The organism is Acidovorax sp. WCS2018Noco2-16 (genome assembly GCF_031843945.1).
Taxonomy (GTDB): Bacteria; Pseudomonadota; Gammaproteobacteria; order Burkholderiales; family Burkholderiaceae_C; genus Paracidovorax.
This window is the reverse complement of sequence record NZ_JAVTJJ010000003.1, coordinates 219,182-235,949: the sequence shown is the minus strand read 5'-3', so window position 1 is coordinate 235,949 and position 16,768 is coordinate 219,182. Positions and strand designations below refer to the sequence as shown.

Genomic DNA, 16,768 nt, shown 5'->3' with positions numbered 1-16,768 from the left:
GGCCAGCCAGCGCAGGCCGGCAAATGCTACTATTTTTATAGCTACTAACGCTTATACATCAAGCGCTAGAGGCCAAAAACACTTGAATTTTGCACGCCAGCCGGTCTGCACAGCCGGGCCAGCTCACCCGTGCTGCGTGCCCAGAAACCGCACCGGCGGCATGCCCACTGCGCGCCGCACCATGGCGCTGAACGCACTCGGGCTGTTGTAGCCCAGCTCCGCCGCAATCTGGTTGATGGGCCGGCGCCCGGCCGCCAGCGCCACGGCCTGGGCCAGCAGCACCTGCTGGCGCCACTGGGTGAAGGTGGTGGACAGGTCTTGCCGAAAGAGCCGCGCCACGGTCCGCGGGCTGGCGCCAGTGTCGCGGGCCCAGTCGGCCAGGGTGTCGTGGCGGGTGGGGTCGGCCAGCACGGCCTCGCACAGGTGGCGCAGGCGCTTGTCGCGCGGCAAGTTGACGCCCAGGCGCACGGCACTGGCGCGGCGCAGCTCTTCCAGGATCAGCGCGCTCAGGTGGCGCTCGCGGCGCAGCGCATCGGGCGCCAGGGGCGGGGCGTCGTCGGCGTCGGTGGGCATTTCGCAGACCACGGCGCGCAGCAGGTCAGACACCTCCAGCACGCGGCACTGGCCCCAGGGCGCCTCGTCGGGGCGCGCCACGCCCGGCCCGCAGCGCCCGCGCGGCTGGTGGAAGTACAGCGTGCGCAAGTCGGCGTCTTCCACCATCGTCACCGCATGCTCCACGCCGGGCGGAATCCACAGCGCGCGGGACGGCGGCACGATGTACGTGCCCTGCGCCACGGTCAGGCGGATCACGCCCGCGGTCGATATCGCCACCTGCGCCCAGGGGTGGCTGTGCGGCATGACCTGCGTGTCGGCGCTCAGCTGGCGGGTCTTGGCGCGCACCGGCCGCGCCGCGCTGGGCACGAACAGGTGCGGGGTCAGCGAATCGACGTACGACAGCGTCCGCGCCGGGCGCAACCGGGGCCGCGCGGCGGGCGGGGCTGAAGAGGAGGGGGCGGTCGTGTTTGGCATGTTCGCGACAGTATTTGGCCGACTATCGTAGTTCGGACGCATGCCGCCTGCCTAAGATCAGCGCCATGACTTCCATCAACGCACCCGCAGCAGCCGCTACCGCGACACTGCGCGAAGACGCCCGCACCATCGGCCTCATCGGCCTGGCGCATGGCTCCTCGCACTTCTTTCACCTGCTGCTGCCGCCGCTGTTTCCTTTCCTGATTGCCGAGTTCGGCTTCAACTACTCGCAGCTGGGGCTGCTGGTGTCGGTCTTCTTCGTCATCTCGGGCGTAGGGCAGGCGCTGTCGGGCTTCATCGTGGACCGCGTGGGCGCCCGGCCGGTGATGTTCTTCGCGCTGTCGTGCTTTGCCGCCGCCGGCGTGGTGGCCAGCCTGGCGACCGGCTACGCGGGCCTGATGGCCGCCGCCGCCCTGGCGGGCCTGGGCAACGCGCCCTTCCACCCGGTGGACTTCACCATCCTGAACAAGCGCGTGTCGCCGCAGCGGCTGGGCCACGGCTTTTCGGTGCACGGCATCTCGGGCAACTTGGGCTGGGCGACGGCACCCGTCTTCATGGCCGGCATCACCGCCGCCACGGGGTCATGGCGCACGGCATGCCTCTGCGGCGGCGTGCTGGCGGCCTTGGTGCTGGCCATCATGGTCTGGAACCGCGACGCGCTGGACGACCGGCGCGGCGCCATCGCCACGGCACAGGCCAAGGCGGCAGCGGGCGCCGTGGCCGAACACCCCATGGCGTTCCTGAGGCTGCCTTCCGTGTGGCTGTGCTTCTCGTTCTTCTTCTGGACGACCTGCTCGCTCAGCGTCATTCAAAGCTTCGCCAGCCCCACGCTGCAGCAGATGTACGGCCTGCCGCTGTCCATCACCTCGATGGTGGTCACCGGCTACATGCTGTGCGGCGCCGCCGGCATGGTGGTGGGCGGCTTTCTGGCCGGCCGCGTGGCGCGGCTGGAACGCACCATCACCGTGTGCATGCTGGCCACCGCCGTCATGCTGGTCATCGCCGGCACCGGCTGGCTGCCCGGCATGGGCGCCATGGTGCTGGTGGCACTGGCCGGCGTGGGCACCGGCCTGGCCGGCCCGTCGCGCGACATGCTCATCAAGCGCGCCGCGCCACCCGGCGCCACCGGGCGCGTGTACGGCACCGTGTATTCGGGGCTGGACCTGGGCTTTTCGGTGGCCGCACCGGTGTTCGGCGCCATGCTGGATGCGGGCATGACGTCCGGCATCTTCTACGGCTCGGCCGCCGCGCTGGTGCTGGGTGTGGCTTCGGCCGGCGTGGTCGGCATCGGCGTGGCGGCGCGGGCAGCCCAGCAGCGCACGGTGGCTGCCGCCTGAGAGCGAACGAGGCACCATCAGCGCAGTAGCGCGTAGCCCACGCCGATAGCGGCCACCAGCCCCACGGCGTCGGCAAACAATGCGCAGGCCAGGGCGTGGCGGGCGTGCTTCACGCCCACGCTGCCGAAGTACACGGCCAGCACGTAGAACGTGGTTTCGGTCGAACCCTGCACGATGGCTGCCAGCCGCCCTGCAAACGAATCGACACCATGCACCTGCAGCACGTCGATCATCAGCCCGCGCGCGCCGGCGCCTGACAGCACCTTCATCAAACCCACGGGCAGGGCGGGCAGAAAGTCGGTGTCCCAGCCCATCGCGGACACGCCCGCGCCGATGGCCGACAGCAGAAAGTCCATGCAGCCCGCCGCGCGGAAGACGCCGATCGCGATCAGGATGGCGATGAGGTAGGGCACGATCTGAATCGCCACGCCAAAGCCTTCCTTGGCGCCGTCGATGAAGGCGTCATACGCATTCACGCGGCGCCAGGCGGCGGCCAGCACGAACAGCATCACGATGCCCAGGATGACCGCCGCGCCCGTGGTGCCCGCCACGCGCGCGGCCTGCTCGGCCGGCAGTTGCGCCAGCGCCGCCACGGCACCCGCCAACACGCCGCCCACAGCCAGCACCGGCAGCAAAAAGCGCGGCCGCCACAGCGGCAGCCGCTGGGCCACCGCCACGGCCAGCACGCCCGCCAAAAGCGATATGAAGGTGACGAGCAGCGTGGGCAGAAAGATGTCAGCCGCATTGAAGCCAGCGCCCAGGCCCTGCTGCAGCGCCACGCTCTGGCGAATGGCGATGACCGAAGTGGGAATCAGCGTCAGCCCGGCCGTGTTCATCACCACGAACATGATCTGCGCGTCGCTGGCCGTGTCTGGCGTGCGGGTGTTGAGCGTCTGCAGCTCGCGCATGGCCGCCAGGCCCAGCGGCGTGGCGGCGTTGTCCAGCCCCAGCACGTTGGCGGAGATGTTCATGGTCATTGCGCCCTGCGCCGGGTGGCCGGCCGGCACGCCCGGAAAGAGCCGCGCCAGCAGCGGCCCGGCCACGCGCGCCAGCAAGGCGATGACGCCAGCGCGCTCGCCCACGCGCATCAGTCCCAGCCACAGCGCCATCACGCCGGCCAGGCCCAGCGAGATCTCGAAGCCCGAGCGCGCGCCGTCGAACAGCGCCGCCATCAGCGCCTGGAAGATGCCGTGCTCGCCCAGCAGCCAGCGCACGGCGGCCGTGGCAAAAGCCACCGTGAAGAATCCGATCCAGAGCCAGTTGAGCACCATGGGGCGCGATGGTAGCGGCCCCGGCGCGGTGCTCGGTCAGCTCAGGTCACGCGTCAGCCAGTCAGTCAGCGGCCTGGTCATCTGCGGCGCGGGACTGCGGGGGTCGCTGCGGATCGGCGGCGGACACCATGCCGTCGCCATTGGTGTCCAGGTCCTTGAAGGTACGGGCGGCAATGGCGCGGTCTTCCTCGGGCGTGTAGCGGCCGTCGCGCGCGCGGTTGACGATGCCAAAGCGCACGTGCGCCTGCTTGATCTGGCTGGCATAGGTCGCGTCGGGCTGGCGGCCGTCGTCGAAGTACTGGCGCTTCAGGCGGCTTTCGTATTCGGCCACGTACTCGGCTTCGCTCAGCACGCCGTCGCCGTTGGTATCGGCAGCGCGAAATCGCTGTGCGCGGATGGCGTCGTATTCGGCGCGGGTGACATGGCCGTCGCGGTCAGCGTCGAAGCTGCCCAGAAAGGCCTCGACTCCGTGGCCGCCTGCGGGCCGCGCGGGTTGGCCGGTCGGGGCTGCGGCCGTGGTGGCAGGGCTGCTGGCGCAGGCTGTCAGCAAAGCCGTGGCCGCAGCGGCAACGAAAAGGGTGGAGTAGCGGTGCAGTGACATGTGAAAAATGCTTTCTTCATTGAGGACTTGGGGAAAGAGCAATGACAGCGGCAGCGTGGATCAGAAATCCACGTTCAGGCTGACGGCATAGGTGCGCCCCGGCGCGGTGGACAGTGCGATCTGCTGGCGGTCCTGCACCGACGCGGGCTGCAGGCTGCGACTGTTGGAATAAGCCCAGTAGCGCTTGTCGCCCAGGTTGTAGATGCCGGCAGACAAGCGCGTGTTCGGCGACAGGCGCCAGTAGCCCGCCAGATCAAAGCGCGCATAGCCCGGCACGCGGAACAGCATGGTGGTCGAATCGGTGAGCGTGGCACCCGGGTTGTTGCTGAACGCATTGCGGTTGGTGGATTCGGCCTGCTTGCCCCGCACGAACGTGCCTACGAGATTCAGGCCCCAGGCGCGCTGCGGCGCGTCGTAGCCCACGCCCAGAATGGCCTTGGCCGGTTGCACCGTGTCCAGCGGCACGTCGCCGTCGCCCGCAAAGTTCGACTTCGAATGGCCCCGGCTCCAGCCCAGCGCCCAGGTGCTGTAGAAGCCGCGTGCGGCGGGCGCCCAGGTGCCGTGGTCCAGCCGCGCGCTCAGTTCGGTGCCGTAGATGGTGGCCTCGTCGCGGTTGCTGGCCTGGTACAGGATGGTCAGGCTGCGCTGGATGTTGGTGAACCTCTCGGGGTTGCTGGCGCGGGTGTAGCGTGTGTAGGCGATGAAGTCTTCGTAGCGCGTGTAGAACGCCGACGCGGCCAGCGTCACGCCCGGCGTGGGCGTGCCCTTCACGCCCACGTCGAAGGCGTTGCTGGTTTCCTTCTTCAGGTCGCGGTCGCCCAGCAGCGCGTAGTTGCCGCCGCCGCCATTCCAGTAGCCGAACATCTCGCCATTGGTGGGCGCGCGCCCGCTGCGCTTCCATTGCGCATAGGCGGTCAAGCCCGGTTGCAGGTCGTACAGCACCGCGAAACTGGGGCTGACGATGGTGTGCGCCGGCGCATTGCCGTACATCGCCTCCAGCTCGGCCGCGGTGATGCGCGTGTTGCCGAAGCTCGACACGTTGCGGATGCGCGCATCGATCCGGTCCACGCGCAGGCCGGACACCAGTGCCAGGCGCTTGCCGCCCACGATGAAGTCGATGGTGTCTTCCAGGAACACGCCCGTGCGCTGCGTCACCGTGTCGGGAAAGGGCTGGCGCGTGGACGAATCGCTGGTCGATTCGAACGGGTGTTCGTTCTCGGCACGCGAATAGTTCAGGCCCAGCTTGACCTGATGGTTGGCCCAGCGCTTGTCCGCCACGCTCGAAAAGCCCGCCGTGCGCGTGGTGTCGCGCGACAGGTCGGTGTCCACCACGCCGCTGGCCAGCGCGGTAGTGCGGGTCACGTCCTTCATGTCGGTGGTCTGCCAGAACACGCGCGTGTTCAGCTGGTCCAGCAGCGCGCTGCCGGTGGGCGTCCAGGTGTGGTCGGCATGCACGGTGTTGCGCGCCGTGTCTGCGTTCTGCCGGGCCAGGCCCGTCACCGCCGTGGCCGTCTGGTTCCAGGCGTCGAAGACCGAATCGTTCTGCTTGCGGTAGATGTCGGCCGCCAGCTCTAGCCGGTGCTGCGGCGATGCGCGCCACACGCCTTTGACCAGCAGCGCGTCGGTGTGCCAGTCTTCCGGAAAGCTGGCCACGGCGCCGCTGTGGTTCTCGGTCTCGTGGCCGTCGCGGCGCGAATAGCTCACCAACGCTCCGAAGTCGCCTTGCAGGCCTGCGGCCGTCACGCCCTTGGTCCATGTGTCGCTGGCGCCGTTGTAGCCCAGCTTGGCGCCGGCATAGAACGGCTTGTGTGCGCTCACGAAGTCTTCGGGCGACTTGCTGCGAAAGCTCACCGCACCGCCAATGCCGCCGGCCGTGCGCTGCGCGTTCGTGGTGCCCGACAGAATCTCCACCGATGAATACATGTCGGGGTCGATGAAGTCGCGCCCCATGCCGAAGGTGCCTTCCTGCGCGCGGTTGCTCATGGGCGCGCGGCCCACCGCGTCGGGCATCTCGATACCGTCCACGTCCAGCCCCACGCGGTTGCCCTCCACGCCGCGAATGTTGAAGCCCGTGGTACCGCCACGGTCGTAGCGGCTGGCACCCCGCGTGGCACCGGCGACGTTGCCGGGCGCTTCCACCAGCGGCTGGTAGCGCACCACGTCGGCCATGCTGGTGGCGCCGGTTTTCTCAACGTCGTCCTGCGTGATGACGGTGCGCGTGCCGGCGTCGTGTCGCTGCGCTTCGCCGCGCACATGCACTTCGGGCAGCACCTGCGCCGTCAACTGGGCAGCAGGCGCTTCAGACACTGCCTGCGGCTGGGCCAGCGCCGTGCCGGCCGTACCCAGCAGCAGCGCCAGCGTGGCGGTGGCGCGTGCCACGCCATGGCACGCGAAAGGCGCGCGCACGCTGCCGGGCGAAGAGAACGAAGAAGGAGAGGAAGAAAAAACGCCAGACGCGCCGTTGGCGCGCGGGGCGTCGCTGACGCCCACCGAAGTAGTGAAATAACCCATGCCGAATCCTCGAACAGTCAGTGTTGTCTCGCTGGACCGCTTTCTGACTGTAGAAGGCATGTGATCTGGCTATCGGGGCAGGACTATAGGGCACAAAGGGATACAAAGGCGCGGCCCCGCCGCAGCGACATGATCGCTTCAGGGCTATTCGCCAGCGCGCGGTATCAGAGAAACCCGATCCACCGCCCCGCCAGCACCACCGCCAGCCAGAGCATCAGCGATGCCGACGCATGCACCTTCGCCCCCAGGCCTGCGCGGCCCTCCCGCAAGGCACGCGCCCAGCTCCCGCCCGCATGCGCCAGCAGCACGTTGGCCAGCGCGAGTGCAATCAGCGCCAGCTTGGCCAGGAAGGCCGGGTTGGCGAGATAGTCCGCCGGCCGCACCGAAAACAGCCACAGGCCGGTGATTGCGGCCAGCCCCAACCCGGCCGCAGCAGCCCGCGAAAGGAAGGGGCCGATCAGTGCAAGCGGCAGCCGCCTGCCGGCAATGCCCAGCAGCCGCAGATCGAGCAGCACGGCTGCGCCCACAGCCAGCCCCAGCGCGGCAATGTGTGCGGCATTCACCACCAGGTAGGCCGTGCCGGACCGCACCAGCCACGCCACTGGCGGCAGCGCGGGCAGGCCATCCAGCAACGACGTGAACCAGCCGGTGTCCATGGCGGCTTGTGCGCAAAAAACGAGATGAGAAGGAGGTGCCGTCGCTCAGCGCTTGGTCTCGATGCGCTCGGGATACATCACATAAGGTTTGCCGGCCACGTTGATCTGCACCGCCTTCATGCGCTGGCGCGAGCTGTCCTTGTCGCGGTTGCCCACCACGGTGATGGCATCGCCCGGCTTGGCGGAACCCTCCGCAAAGCCCGAGCGCTCGGTCTGCGTCGGGTTGCCCAGGTCCACGCGCCAGACCACGCCCTGCGCGGTCTTCACGTCGATCCACGGGTGGGGCGGCGCCACCTGCACGCGCTGCACGGTGCCGGCGAGTTCGCTCTGGGCCTCTTCAGCCCACGACCAGCCGTGGTGCGCGTGTGCGGCACCAGCGGCCAGCAGGGTTGCGGCCAGTGCGAAGGGGGTGAATGGACGGCGGACAGATGACATGGCGAAGCCTCCGGGGTGAGTGATCGATGGGCATCACATCCTGCATGCAGCGGGCGACGGCACCAAACCATGCCCCCATCGCCCACGTTGGATTCGCCGCCCACGGCATGTGGGCGGGCTGCTTCAGAAAGGCGCGTCGTCGTCGTCCGGCGCCGCCTGGGCCGCTGCGGTGGGGCGCTGGTCGGCACCGGCCGCTGCGTTTGCCGATGCAGAAGGCGCGGCGTCGCCCAGGCCGGTGCGGCCTTCGCCGCCCAGCGCTTCGATCAGGTCGGGAATCAGCTGGCTCAGCTCGCCGGTGGCGATGGCCACGTCGGCATCGAAGCCGCCGTCGTCCTTGCCCGAACCCTGGCCTTCAAACACCGTGTCAAGGAACGACACCTTCTTGACCTGCAGGCCTTCGGTCAGCAGGAACGACACGCGGTCGCCCCAGGTCAGCGCCAGCTTGGTGGGCAGCTTGCCGGCGTCGATGTGCGCCTGCACTTCCTCGATGTCCAGCGGATGGCGCGAATAGCGCACCACGGCCTTGGATTCGTCGGCGCTTTTCAGCTCGCACTCGCGATCCACGCTGAAGCCCACTGGCGGCTCCTGCTCCTTGAGCCAGTGCGCCATGGCCGCTTGCGGGCTGGTCTGCGTGTCCAGCAGCGCCACCGACAGGCCGGGCAGCGCCTCGACCAGCAGGCTCACCACCTCGTCGGCGCGGCCTTGGGACGAGGTGTCCAGCACCAGCCAATGCGCCTTCGGGTCGATCCAGACCCACATCGAGCCCTGCTTGGTGAAGGCCATGGGCAGCAGGTCGAGCTTGGCTTCTTCCTTGAGCTCCTTGGATTCCTTCTTGCCGGGCTTGCGGCCGGTTTCCTGCTCGATGCGCGCGGCCTTGTCTTTCACCTTGCGGGCCAGCACCGAGCCCGGCAGCACCTTGGTTTCCACCATGAAACGCAGCACCCATTGGCCGCCTACCGATTCGGCCAGCGGGCCGTGCGCATCACCGCGCGGGGGCACCCAGCCCAGCGACTTTTCTTGTGTGGCGCCGCATTCGGCAAACGGCAACTTGGCCAGCGCCTCGTCCACCTGCGTCAGTTCCGCCTGCCACTCGGGGGCAATGCGGTACACGATCATGTTCTTGAACACGGATTCAAACCCTTCTCAGCGATATCGATCTTCAACGGCCGCCATTGTCGGCGCTGCTGCGCAACGGCCGCGCCGAGCGACGCCCGGTTACCACCCACCTGGCCCGACAGATCTATCAAATTTGATAGCTGTCAACGCTTATTGCATAAGCGCTAGAGGCCAATTTGACTCATAAACTGCGCGATGGACATGCGTGACGCCCTGGCCGGCGCTACAGGCCGTTGGCACAACTTTACACAGCCACATCATTCGCGCACGCCGGCGACACATGCGGGGCAGACACTGGCTTCCAGGCGCCGAGAACCAGCCACCCTGAAAGTGACTGACCCAAGACCCCGGCGCTGGCCCCTTCTTTTTGAAGACGACCCCCTGAAAGGACAGACACCATGGCAAACATCTTCCAACAACGCCTTGCATCCACCACCCTGGCCACGGCCCTGCTGGTGGCGATGGCGGCTCCGGCCTTCGCCCAGACCGCCGCACCCGTGGCCCCGGCACAGACCGCCACACCAGCCGCCACCGACGCCACCAAGCCCGCCCGTCCCAACGACCGCCGGGGTCCTCCGTCGCCGGAAGAGCGGAAGGACCGCATGGCCCTCCACGCCACCGCGCTCAAGCAAAAGCTGCAGCTGACCCCAGCGCAGGAGCCCGCCTGGACCGCCTTCACCGCATCCATGCAGCCGCCTGCCGGTGGCCCCGGCCGTATGGAAGAGCATCGCGGCCTGGAAAAGCTCACCACCCCCGAGCGCATCGACCGCATGAAGGCCCTGCGTGCCGAGCACGCGGCCCAAGCCGATCGCCGGGGCGAGGCGACCAAGACCTTCTATGCCGCGCTGACGCCGGCCCAGCAGAAGGTGTTCGACACCGAAACCGCTCGCCAGCACCACGGTGGCCCGCGTGACGGCCGCGGCCCTGGCGCCAAGCACCGCGACCCACAGGCACGTGGTGAACACGGCCACGGCCCGCGCCATGGCAAGCCAGTGACGGGCGCGCCCACCGCACCCGGCGCACCGACGACGACCCCAGCGCCGCAGTAACCGGCTCGACTCGGCAGCCCCCCATGGCAGGGGGCTGCCACCTGTCGAAAGATAGGGGTGGCCGGGCGGCTCGATCCAGCCCCATGAACCGGCCCGTTCACAGCCCTTGCGCTGGCGATGCCGACCTACAGACCCCACGTTGGCGGGGGTAATACAGTGCGTTACACAATTCGTGTACCCCATCTGCCCACCGCACCATGTCATTCCATCTGCGTCGCCTGCCGGCCCTGAGCCTCGTCCCCGCACTCGCTTTGTGCGCCCTGATTGCACCGCTGCACGCCGCCGCGCAGTCGTCGCCAGCCGACGCGGTCAACACCTCCTCCGTCTACGTGCAGGGCAATTGGGGCGAGCACGGCACCGACGCCGCGACCCTGGGCGTCACGCTGCCATGGACGTCCTGGCGCACCGACCTCTGGGGCAGCGAAGTACGCGGTCACTGGGACGTATATGCCAGCCGCTGGTCGTTCGACGGCGCACCCGGGCGCGATAGCCATTCCTACTTGCTCGGTATTACGCCTACACTGCGCCTGCGTCCAGACCAGGGCCGGTCGGCCTGGTTCCTGGAAGGTGGCATTGGCGCGACCGTAGCCAACAAGCGCTTCGTCACCGACCGCAAGGAATTCAGCACCCGCTTCAACTTCGCCTCGCACGTCGGCTTTGGCGTGAACTTCGGCGAGCAGCGTCGGCATGAGGTGTCTCTGCGAGTGCAGCACCTGTCCAATGCCGGCATCAAGCACCCCAACCCAGGCGAGAACCTGGTGCAGGTGCGTTATGGATACCATTTCTGATCGGTCTTAAACCGGCGTTTCGACTACCACCCTCCAAAAGGCTCCGCAAGGAGCCTTTTTTTTGTCCCGAACATCGCGCTGCCCGCAGCACAGCCTGTGCACAAGGCTGGGGACGATTTCGGAACAACAAGGCACTTATCCACAGTGGCAAGCGGTTTGCGAAAGTTGTTGTCTGTTCGCGCCGCGCCTGACCCGGGTGCCGGCCACAGGGTTGGCGGGCACGCAAGCTGCTGTCGGCATTGAAGAAAAAGCGCTTGTCCACAAAAAAGCGGTTGCTCTACTACTACTGCTATTTATTTATAAAGACTTTAGAAGAACAACCAAACAACCAAGCCGCGCGGGTTTCCCAGGCCGTTTGCCCAGCAGGCAGTTCATTCGGGGTGGGTCTCTTTGCCGCCATGGCCAGAACAACTGGTTGACGGCGTTTTTGGGTGATTGCTATAGTTTTTATAGCTATAAGCGCTGGTACTCATTGCGCTAGAGCACTAAAAGACCATGAATCTGCGCTGAAGGCCAAGCGGACAGGCTGGCCGCGTGGGACAAGCGTCGCTTGATTGACCGCCGGGAAGCCCTTGAGCGCAACGTCGCAGCAGGCTGGCATGCGCTCATGCGAGCCACCAAGTTGTGGTCCAAGGTGCGTTTTATCGCCCGGCCAGCCGGTTTTGTGAACAAGTCTGGGGACAGTTTTGGCACAACCAGGCAGTTGTCCACAGCGCCGGTCGAGATTGAAGTTTTATCCCCGTCTGACGTACTTCGGGAACAGCCTGGCACGCACAGGCTTGTGAATCGGCCAAGTGCTGGAGCCGATTGGGCAAATCGCACTTATCCACAGCCTGGGCCGTTGCTTACTACTACCACTATGGTTTTATAGAAAGAAAAGAAGAAATACCAGGGACAAAGTCAGGCTGCCTGAGCCGGCTTGGCAGACGTGCCAAAGCGAAGGGGCGCGATTTTTTTTAAAAGCCGAGACGTTGAATGACCCCTGCAGGGGTCGCCAAGGCTGTTTTGCGGCCCGCCAGGGGCCTCAAGCCGCGTGGTGGGGACGCAGGAGCCTGTCCAGCATATCGGCCGCTAGGGGCCGGCTGAAGAAGTAGCCTTGGTAGAACCGGCAGCCCGCCTGCGCCAGCCGGTCGCGCTGCTCGCCCGTTTCCACGCCTTCGGCAATCACCTGCAGGCCCAGGCTGCGCGACAAAGCGATGATGGTGTCAACGATGGCCGCGTCGTTCGGGTCGGTCAGCAGGTCCGCCACGAAGCTCTGGTCGATCTTCAGCTGGTCGAGCGGCATGCGCTTCAAGTAGCTGAGCGATGAATAGCCGGTGCCGAAGTCGTCCAGCGAAAACCGCACGCCATAAGTGCGCAGGGCCGTCATGGTGGCGATGGTGGTTTCCATGTCTTCCACCAGCAGGGTTTCGGTCAACTCCAGCTTCAGCTGGCTGGACGGTGCACCGGTGATGGCCAGCACCCGGGCCACGTCGTCCACGAAGCTGGCGTGGCGGAACTGGCGCGAACTCACGTTCACCGCCATCGTCAGGTGGGCCAGGTCTGGCTCGTCGCGCCAGCTTGCCAGCATCTTGCAGGCCGTGTGCAGCACCCAGCGGCCCAGCGGCAGGATCAGCCCGGTTTCCTCGGCCAGGGGAATGAAGTCGCCCGGCGGCACCATGCCGCGCACCGGCTGCGCCCAGCGCAGCAGGGCCTCCACGCCCACCACGTGGCCATGGTGGTCCACCTGGGGCTGGTAGTGCAGCAAAAATTCCTCTTGCGACAGTGCTGCGCGCAGGTCGGTCTCCAGCGTGGCTCGGGCGCTTACCACGGCCTGCATGCCGGGGTCGAAAAATCGCAGCGTATTGCGCCCGGCGGTTTTGGCCTGGTACATGGCCAGGTCGGCCTGCTTGAGCAATTCGCCCACGCTGGTCTGCGCATCGGTGAAGGGCGCAATGCCGATGCTGGGCGTGCTGCGGTACTGGTAGCCCGACAGCGCGTAGGGCGCCGCCAGCACGGCCAACACCTTCTCGCCCACGCTGCGTGCATGCTGGGCCAGCTCGTGCGGGTCGGTGCTCAGCTCCTCGACCATCACCACGAATTCGTCGCCCCCCAAGCGGGCGACCGTATCGACGCTGCGCACGCAGGTGTTCAGGCGCTGGGCCACTTGCTGCAGCAGCAAGTCTCCCTTGTCGTGGCCCAGCGTGTCGTTGAGCGTCTTGAAGTTGTCCAGGTCGATGAACAGCAGCGCACCGCCCAGTTGCCGGCGCTGCGCGGTGGCCAGCGCATGGCCGATGCGGTCCATGAGCAGCATGCGGTTGGGCAGGCCGGTGAGCGGGTCGTAGAACGCCAGGCGCTGGATCTCGCGCTCTGTCGCCTTGCGCTGGCGGATGTCGCTGTTGATGGCCAACACCGATTCGGGCGTGCCGTCCTCGCCGCGCACCAAAGTCCAGCGGCCTTCCACCTCCAGCGCGGCGCCAGAGCGGTCGTACTGCTCGATCTCGCCGATCCATTCGCCTTCCTTGAGTGTTTCCTGCGTGGCGCGGTGGAATTCCTGTGGATCTTTGTAGAGCAGCTCTGCGATGCTGCGGCCCAGCGCCTCTTGCTGCGTCCAGCCGTACATGCGCTCGGCGCCCTGGTTCCAGAAGGTGATGCGGTGGTTCAGGTCGCGCACGATGATGGCGTCGCGCGCCTTGTCCAGCAGCGACGCCTGCTGGCGGATGCGGAGGTCCGAATTCTGGCGCTCGAGTTCTGCCGTGGCGCGCGCCGCGAAAATCTGCAGCGTGTGCAAAATGAAATCGGGCCGCGTGAGCGGTTCATGGAACGTCACGAAGACCATGCCCACCGCGACGCCCTCGCTATCGGTCAACTGGTGGCCCACGTAGCTTTGCACGTTCAGTGCCGTGAACATCGGCACACTGTCGTAGATCTGCGAAGCGCGTTCCTGCACGATGCACTGGCGGTTCGTGACCAGTTCTTCGCAGGGCATGCCCGCCACTTCGTATTCGACGTTGGACTGCACCACGCCGTCGAGCACGTACGACAGCGTCACGGCACGGCGCGGCTCGCCCGGTGCCTCGGGCAGCAGGCGCGCCACGCAGGCGACCTGCGCGGCCAGCACATCGGCCATGTTGTGCGCCAGCTGCTGGAAGAATTCCGCGCCGTTGCCTGCGGATACGGCCGATGCCACCTTGAGCACCATGGCCTGCAGGTGCTGCTGCTCGTCGCGCGCGCGCAGGCTCTTGATGCCGAAGGCCACGTCATTGGCCAGCGCCTCCAGCAGCTGCGTTTCTTCCGCGCCCAGATGCAGCACTTCGGGCGCATACAGGTACAGCACGCCGAAGGTGCGCTGGGCGTCGCTGAGCGGCAGGCAGACCACGGCATGAAAGCCGTGCGCCTGCATTCGCTCGAGGCAGTAGTTGAAGCCCGGCGTCTTGCTCACGTCCCGCACGATCACTGTCCGGCCGCTGCGAATGCACACGCCCGCCGGGCCGAAGCCGCCGGGCGTCTCGCCATTCCAGTTCAGATCCAGCTGTTCGACGAAGTTGTCGTTGTGGCCGGCGTGGGCCACGATGTCGACCGACTTGCGCGCATCGTCGCGCGCCATGCCCACCCAGCCCATGCGGTAGCCACCGATGTCCACGGCCACGCGGCACACGGCATGCAGCAGTTCTGATTCAGACGTGGCGCGCACCAGTGTTTCATTGCAGGCGCTCAACAGGCGCTGGGCTCGGCCCACGCGTACCAACTCGCGTTCGATGCGAAGTCGCTCGGTGACGTCGTTGCCCAGCACCTGGCGCGCCGCCCGGCCGTCAAAGCGCGTGCCACCGGCGTAGATCTCCATGTCGATCACCGTGCCGTCGCGGCGCACATGGCGACGGTGCACGGCCTCGGGCCGCGCGTCGGGTGGAATGCGCCGCAGCGTGGCGATGAGCTGCTCACTCTCTTCGGGCAACCACAGCTGCTGCAGCGTCATGCCCAGCAGTTCAGCCTCGGAATAGCCATAGTGCTGCACCATGGCGCGGTTCGCCGCCAGAATGCGCAGGCTCTCGCACTCATAGACCCACATCGGCTGGGGATGGTCGGCGAAAAGCGCGCGGTATTGCTGCTCGGACGCGCGCAGCTGCGCTTCGATGTCGCGCAGCTGCAGCGTGGCGCCCAGCGAATCGGCAAGCGTCTGCAGATGCTCTGCATGCCGCGCGGTGAACTGGCCTTCGTGCAGCGACAGCACCCGCAGCCGGCCCGTGACCGTATCGCCGGCGCGCACCGGAGCGGCCAGAAAATGCGCTCCGCTCGCAGCTTCTGTGTCCAGCGGGGCGGTATCGCCCAGCGCCGGCCCCAAGCCGGGCACCCCACCGCGGGCGCTGACGCACACGCGCAGCCGGTCGCCGTCGCGCAGCTCGACCACGGCAGCAGCGGCCTGCGTCAACCCCAGCGCCGAATCGGCCGTGAGCTGCAGCACATCGAAAGTCGTCATCTCCAGCGACGCGATGCTTTGCTGCACGCGCACCAGTTCGGCGTGCGCCTGTGCTTCCTGCTGAGCCTGCAGCGCGGCCTGCTTCTGCGCGCTGACGTCGGCCATGCCGCCCACCATGCGCACGGCCCGGCGCTGGTCGTTGCGGATGACGAATCCTCGATCGCTCACCCAGGCATAGCTGCCGTCGAAGCGGCGAAAACGGTATTCATCGGCCCAGGCGTTGCCGGTGCCCTCCAGCACCGCACGAACGCGCTGCAGCACGCGGGTGCGGTCGTCAGGGTGCAGGCGATCCGTCCACGAAGTGCTGTCGGGCGGCAGCAGATGGCGCGGCACGCCGAAGAGCGCCTCCATGCCTTCGTTCCACCACACGGCGTCGGTTTGCAGGTCCCAGTCCCATACCGCATCGGTGGTGGCGCTGGCCACCAGGCGAAAGCGTTCGTCGCTGGCAGAGCGCGCGGCCTTGGCGGCATGGCTGTCACTCACGTCGAGGAACGTGCCTTGCACCTTGGTGATGACACCCCGGTCGTTGCGCACGGCGTGGGCCACTACCCGCACGCGGTATTGCCGGCCGTTGGGCATGGTCACTGGCGCCTGCAGGTCGATGGGCGTGCCGTTGGTGGCGCAGGCCTCGAACGCTGCGCGGACCGCTTCTCGCGCATCGGCCGGGTAGATCGCCATGCTGGCGTCCAACGGCGCCTGGGCCATCGGCAATTCGTAGGCGGCGGCCACTTCGTGCGACCATGTCAGGATGCGGGTGGGCACGTCGACCTGCCAGCCACCCACGCGCGCTACGCGACCCACATTGCGCAGTACCTCGCCTTGCACCTGCAGCTGCGCCAGCAGGCCGTCGCGCTCCAGTGCGTGCCGGGCTACGGCGTTGCGGGTGCGGCGCAGTTCCAGCAGCGCCATCAACTGGTCGGCCACGGCTTGCAGGGCCTCGCGCTGCGGGGCCTGCAGGCCCCGCTCCAGCGTGTCCATCACGACGACGGCGCCCAGAACGGTGACGCCATCGGCAGCCCACAGAGGCGCGCAGGCCACAGCGCGCACTTGCCACGGAGACTGCGTGACGGGGTGGCCGGCCAGTGCCGGATACGTGCGTGCATCCGGCACGACGACGATCGGCGGTTGCGTGAGGGGTGCTGCGTTATCGTGGGTTGCGTCAGCAGGCACCTGCGGCGGTGCATCTCGCGCCAGTGCCAGCAGGGCGGGCATGCCGTTCAGCAAGGCACGGGGCAGGCCGTGTGCCGCCTTGCACCATTCGCTCTCGTTCTCGCCCGCAGCTTCGGCCTGCTGCACAAAGCAGACGGCTGCCATCGGCATGCCGCACAGCCGCGCTGCAAGCCGGGCCAGTTGGTCGAACAAGGCGTCTTCAGCAGTGTCGGGAATGCCCCAGTCTTGCGGCAGTTCTTGCCACGCGGACAGCGCGGAGACGGGCGGCATGCGCATGCTCAATGACCCGGCGCGCTGGCGCGGGCCAGGAAAGCAGGCATGGCAATAGGGGGGCCGGACATGGATCGAA

The 16,768-nt window shown here is 67.3% G+C and carries 12 protein-coding genes; 4 read left to right on the top strand and 8 right to left on the bottom strand.

The features are described from left to right. Positions 1-123: 123 nt before the first annotated feature. On the bottom strand, positions 124-1,029 hold the full coding sequence (locus tag RQI28_RS10530) for a helix-turn-helix transcriptional regulator (protein ID WP_311222090.1): 906 nt from the start codon (positions 1,027-1,029) through the stop codon (positions 124-126). Positions 1,030-1,094: 65 nt separating this feature from the next. Here RQI28_RS10530 and RQI28_RS10525 point away from each other — a divergent pair, with 65 nt between their 5' ends. Beyond that, positions 1,095-2,366: an MFS transporter gene (locus RQI28_RS10525; RefSeq protein ID WP_311222089.1), complete on the top strand. Its 1,272-nt coding sequence runs from the start codon at positions 1,095-1,097 to the stop codon at positions 2,364-2,366. Between the two features lie 17 nt (positions 2,367-2,383). On the opposite strand, the gene RQI28_RS10520 is transcribed toward RQI28_RS10525, so the two are convergent. The 6 genes from RQI28_RS10520 to RQI28_RS10495 form a co-directional block, all read right to left on the bottom strand. After that, positions 2,384-3,637, bottom strand: coding sequence for a nucleoside recognition domain-containing protein (locus tag RQI28_RS10520; RefSeq protein WP_311222088.1), 1,254 nt, complete (start codon positions 3,635-3,637; stop codon positions 2,384-2,386). A gap of 61 nt (positions 3,638-3,698) precedes the next feature. Further along, positions 3,699-4,238, bottom strand: a complete 540-nt coding sequence (locus tag RQI28_RS10515) for an EF-hand domain-containing protein (RefSeq protein ID WP_311222087.1) — start codon at positions 4,236-4,238, stop codon at positions 3,699-3,701. Between the two features lie 60 nt (positions 4,239-4,298). Then, positions 4,299-6,749 carry a TonB-dependent hemoglobin/transferrin/lactoferrin family receptor gene (locus RQI28_RS10510; RefSeq protein WP_311222086.1) on the bottom strand — a complete coding sequence of 817 codons (2,451 nt, stop codon included), beginning with the start codon at positions 6,747-6,749 and terminating at the stop codon, positions 4,299-4,301. A gap of 164 nt (positions 6,750-6,913) precedes the next feature. Beyond that, positions 6,914-7,405, bottom strand: coding sequence for a DUF2214 domain-containing protein (locus RQI28_RS10505; protein WP_311222085.1), 492 nt, complete (start codon positions 7,403-7,405; stop codon positions 6,914-6,916). A 45-nt stretch (positions 7,406-7,450) separates the two neighbouring features. Beyond that, the gene (locus tag RQI28_RS10500) at positions 7,451-7,840 is read right to left on the bottom strand and encodes a DUF6152 family protein (protein WP_311222084.1); all 390 of its coding nucleotides are present in this window, start codon (positions 7,838-7,840) and stop codon (positions 7,451-7,453) included. Between the two features lie 123 nt (positions 7,841-7,963). Then, on the bottom strand, positions 7,964-8,968 hold the full coding sequence (locus RQI28_RS10495; RefSeq protein WP_311222083.1) for a recombination-associated protein RdgC: 1,005 nt from the start codon (positions 8,966-8,968) through the stop codon (positions 7,964-7,966). 386 nt (positions 8,969-9,354) lie between these two features. On the opposite strand from RQI28_RS10495, the gene RQI28_RS10490 reads away from it, so the two are divergent. The 3 genes from RQI28_RS10490 (at position 9,355) to RQI28_RS10480 (ending at position 11,274) form a co-directional block, all read left to right on the top strand. Further along, positions 9,355-10,005 carry a Spy/CpxP family protein refolding chaperone gene (locus RQI28_RS10490; RefSeq protein WP_311222082.1) on the top strand — a complete coding sequence of 217 codons (651 nt, stop codon included), beginning with the start codon at positions 9,355-9,357 and terminating at the stop codon, positions 10,003-10,005. Positions 10,006-10,202: 197 nt separating this feature from the next. After that, positions 10,203-10,793 (top strand): acyloxyacyl hydrolase, encoded by a 591-nt coding sequence (locus tag RQI28_RS10485; RefSeq protein WP_311222081.1) that lies wholly within the window; start codon positions 10,203-10,205, stop codon positions 10,791-10,793. A 61-nt stretch (positions 10,794-10,854) separates the two neighbouring features. Next, positions 10,855-11,274, top strand: coding sequence for a hypothetical protein (locus RQI28_RS10480; RefSeq protein WP_311222080.1), 420 nt, complete (start codon positions 10,855-10,857; stop codon positions 11,272-11,274). Positions 11,275-11,817: 543 nt separating this feature from the next. On the opposite strand, the gene RQI28_RS10475 is transcribed toward RQI28_RS10480, so the two are convergent. After that, entirely contained in the window at positions 11,818-16,689 is a 4,872-nt protein-coding gene (locus tag RQI28_RS10475) for an EAL domain-containing protein (protein WP_404976888.1), read from the bottom strand. Positions 16,690-16,768 lie beyond the last annotated feature (79 nt).